2 protein-coding genes and 1 pseudogene are annotated in these 2,507 nt (G+C 72.2%); 1 reads left to right on the top strand and 2 read right to left on the bottom strand.

Translation table 11 applies throughout. The features are described from left to right. Nucleotides 1-588, top strand: a pseudogene (locus GRC12_RS43595) (sigma-70 family RNA polymerase sigma factor); the annotation flags it as partial. Here the strand turns inward: GRC12_RS43595 and GRC12_RS43590 are convergent. Together GRC12_RS43590 and GRC12_RS43585 are read right to left on the bottom strand one after the other, a co-directional pair. Next, complete coding sequence (locus GRC12_RS43590) at nucleotides 570-1,265, bottom strand: glycerophosphodiester phosphodiesterase (RefSeq protein WP_133047388.1); 696 nt, start codon at nucleotides 1,263-1,265, stop codon at nucleotides 570-572. The pseudogene GRC12_RS43595 and the gene GRC12_RS43590 sit on opposite strands and share 19 nt — an antisense overlap. An 83-nt stretch (nucleotides 1,266-1,348) precedes the next feature. After that, complete coding sequence (locus GRC12_RS43585; RefSeq protein WP_208785972.1) at nucleotides 1,349-2,410, bottom strand: adenosine deaminase; 1,062 nt, start codon at nucleotides 2,408-2,410, stop codon at nucleotides 1,349-1,351. Nucleotides 2,411-2,507 lie beyond the last annotated feature (97 nt).

The following is a 2,507-nucleotide window of genomic DNA, read 5'->3' as shown; positions in this document are numbered from 1 at the left end:
GCCCCGGACACCCCGCCCGCGGCCCTGCCGCACCGCCCCGAGAAGGGCGTCACCAGCACCGGCGGCGCGCACGCCGTCCTGAACCACCGGGGCGACGGCGTGACGCTCAGCGGCGAGGGCTATGTCCTGGTGCGCTGGCAGATCTCACCGCAGTACCGGTCCGGCAGCCTGGTCCCGCCCTCCTGGACCGGCCTGAAGGGCAAGCTCTTCCACGTCGCCTCCGGCGGCGGGCGGCGCATGGACGACCCGGTCGGCACCACCGACGCCACCGCCACCGGCATGGGCTCCCAGGCCACCGGCTACGACGTCCTGCCGGCCGGCACCCAGCAGATGTGGCAGAACGAGTACTTCTACCTCGACGGCAGGGTCACCCTCACCGTCAACGAACGCGGCGCCGACTACGGCCTGAGCGTCCTCCCCACCACCTGGGACGCGGCGGAGAAGGACATCACCACCGGCCCGCCCCAGGGCGCCACGCGCTACGGCCTGGTCCGCGACACCGGTGGCGACGACACCCCCGTCCCGCAGTACGTCACCCGCTCGACCCCGGCCGACCCGGCGACGGTGCCTCAGCGCTCCCGCGTGTAGTCCCGCAGCGCGCACAGCAGGTCGATGCGGTTGCTGGTGATCGAGTCGACGCCCAGATCGATCAGCCGGCGCATGGAACGGCGGGTGTCAGGGGTCCACACGGACAGCAGACAGCCGTCGTGGTGGACGCGGGCCGCGAGGTCGCGGTCGACCAGGGAGAAACGGTAGTTGAGCCAGCGCGGCTTGACCGCGTCCAGCAGGGCGGGACGCGGGGGAGCGAGGCTGGTGCAGGTCAGGGCGATCTCCGCGGCCGGATCGGCGCCGCGCACGGCGAGCATCGCGGCGGCGTCGGCGCAGTAGTAGACCCGGTCGGCCGCGCCCGCCTCCCGCACGACGTCCACGACCCGCCGCGCGGTGCGGACCTCCCGGGTCCCCGGCAGGTCCAGCATCACCCGGCTGCCCCCGGTCGCCGCGAGCGCCTCCGCGAGGGTCGGCACCGCGCCCGCCGTCAGCCCGCGCACCTCGGCCGCGGACAGCGCGAGCAGCGGACGGTCCTGCTCCCACAGCCGCTTCAGCGTCTCGTCGTGCAGCAGCACGGGCACGCCGTCCTTCGTGAGCCGTACGTCGATCTCGACCGCGTCCGCGCCCCGGTCGAGCGCGGAACGCAGCGAGTCGATCGTGTTCTCACGGAAGCGGTAGGGGTCGCCGCGATGGGCCACGGCAGTCAGCGTCTGCATGCGCCCATTGTGTCGGGACGTACCGGGACCGGGGGAGGCGAGGTGACTCGGGGAGGTGGGGTGACTCGGGGAGGCGAGGTGAATCAGGGAGCGAGCCAGTCCGTCGTGTACGTGTCGATCTCGTCCTTGATACGGCGCTTGCCGGCCTCGTCCAGGAAGGACGCCTCGACCGCGTTCTTCGCGAGGTCGGCCAGTCCCCGCTCGTCGAGGTCCAGCAGGCGGGCGGCGACGGCGTACTCGTTGTCGAGGTCGGTGCCGAACATCGGCGGGTCGTCGGAGTTGATCGTGACCAGGACGCCGGCCTGCACGAACTGTGCCAGCGGGTGCTCGTCGAGGGTGCGGACGGCGCGCGTTGCGATGTTGGACGTCGGGCAGACCTCCAACGCGATGCGGTGCTCGGCGAGATGGGCGAGCAGCTTCTGGTCCTGGGCGGAGCTGGTGCCGTGCCCGATGCGCTCGGCGCGCAGGTGGGTGAGGGCGTCCCAGACCGTCTCCGGGCCGGTGGTCTCGCCGGCGTGCGGCACGGAGTGCAGGCCGGCGGCGATGGCACGGTCGAAGTACGGCTTGAACTGCGGCCGCGGTACGCCGATCTCGGGGCCGCCGAGACCGAAGGAGACCAGGCCCTCCGGGCGCAGCCGGTCGTCGGTGGCGAGCCGCGCTGTCTCCTCGGCGGCCTCCAGGCCGGCCTCGCCGGGGATGTCGAAGCACCACCGCAGTACGGTCCCGAACTCGGCCTCCGCGGCCTTGCGGGCGTCCTCGATCGCCTCCATGAAGGCATGCTCGTCGATGCCGCGCCGGGTCGAGGAGAACGGCGTGATCGTCAGCTCGGCGTACCGCACCTGCTGCCGGGCCAGGTCGCGCGCCACCTCGTACGTCAGCAGCCGGACGTCCTCCGGGGTGCGGATGAGGTCGACGACGGACAGATACACCTCGATGAAGTGCGCGAAGTCCGTGAACGTGAAGTAGTCGGCCAGGGCCTCGGGGTCGCTCGGCACCCGGGAGTCGGGGTGCCGGGCCGCCAGTTCCGACACGATCCGGGGGGAGGCGGAGCCGACGTGGTGGACGTGCAGTTCGGCCTTCGGCAGCGAGGCGATGAAGGCGTGCAGATCACGTGGTACGCGCGGCTCGACAAGGTGCTCGGACAAGGTTCCTCCCCGGAACGGCGTCCCGAGCGCTGCGGCACGGGACGCGGGTGATCGGCTGATCGATGACTCGAGATCATCGTAGGCCGGGGGTGACGGG

The organism is Streptomyces griseorubiginosus, assembly GCF_017614965.1.
GTDB lineage: Bacteria > Actinomycetota > Actinomycetes > Streptomycetales > Streptomycetaceae > Streptomyces > Streptomyces griseorubiginosus_B.
Note: the sequence above shows the minus strand (reverse complement) of the source record. Positions and strands in the feature narration are given on the sequence as shown.

Coding starts and splice junctions, on each gene's coding strand:
- GRC12_RS43590 (WP_133047388.1), bottom strand. CDS start 1,265: ATGCAGACGCTGACTGCCGTGGCCCATCGCGGCGACCCCTACCGCTTC.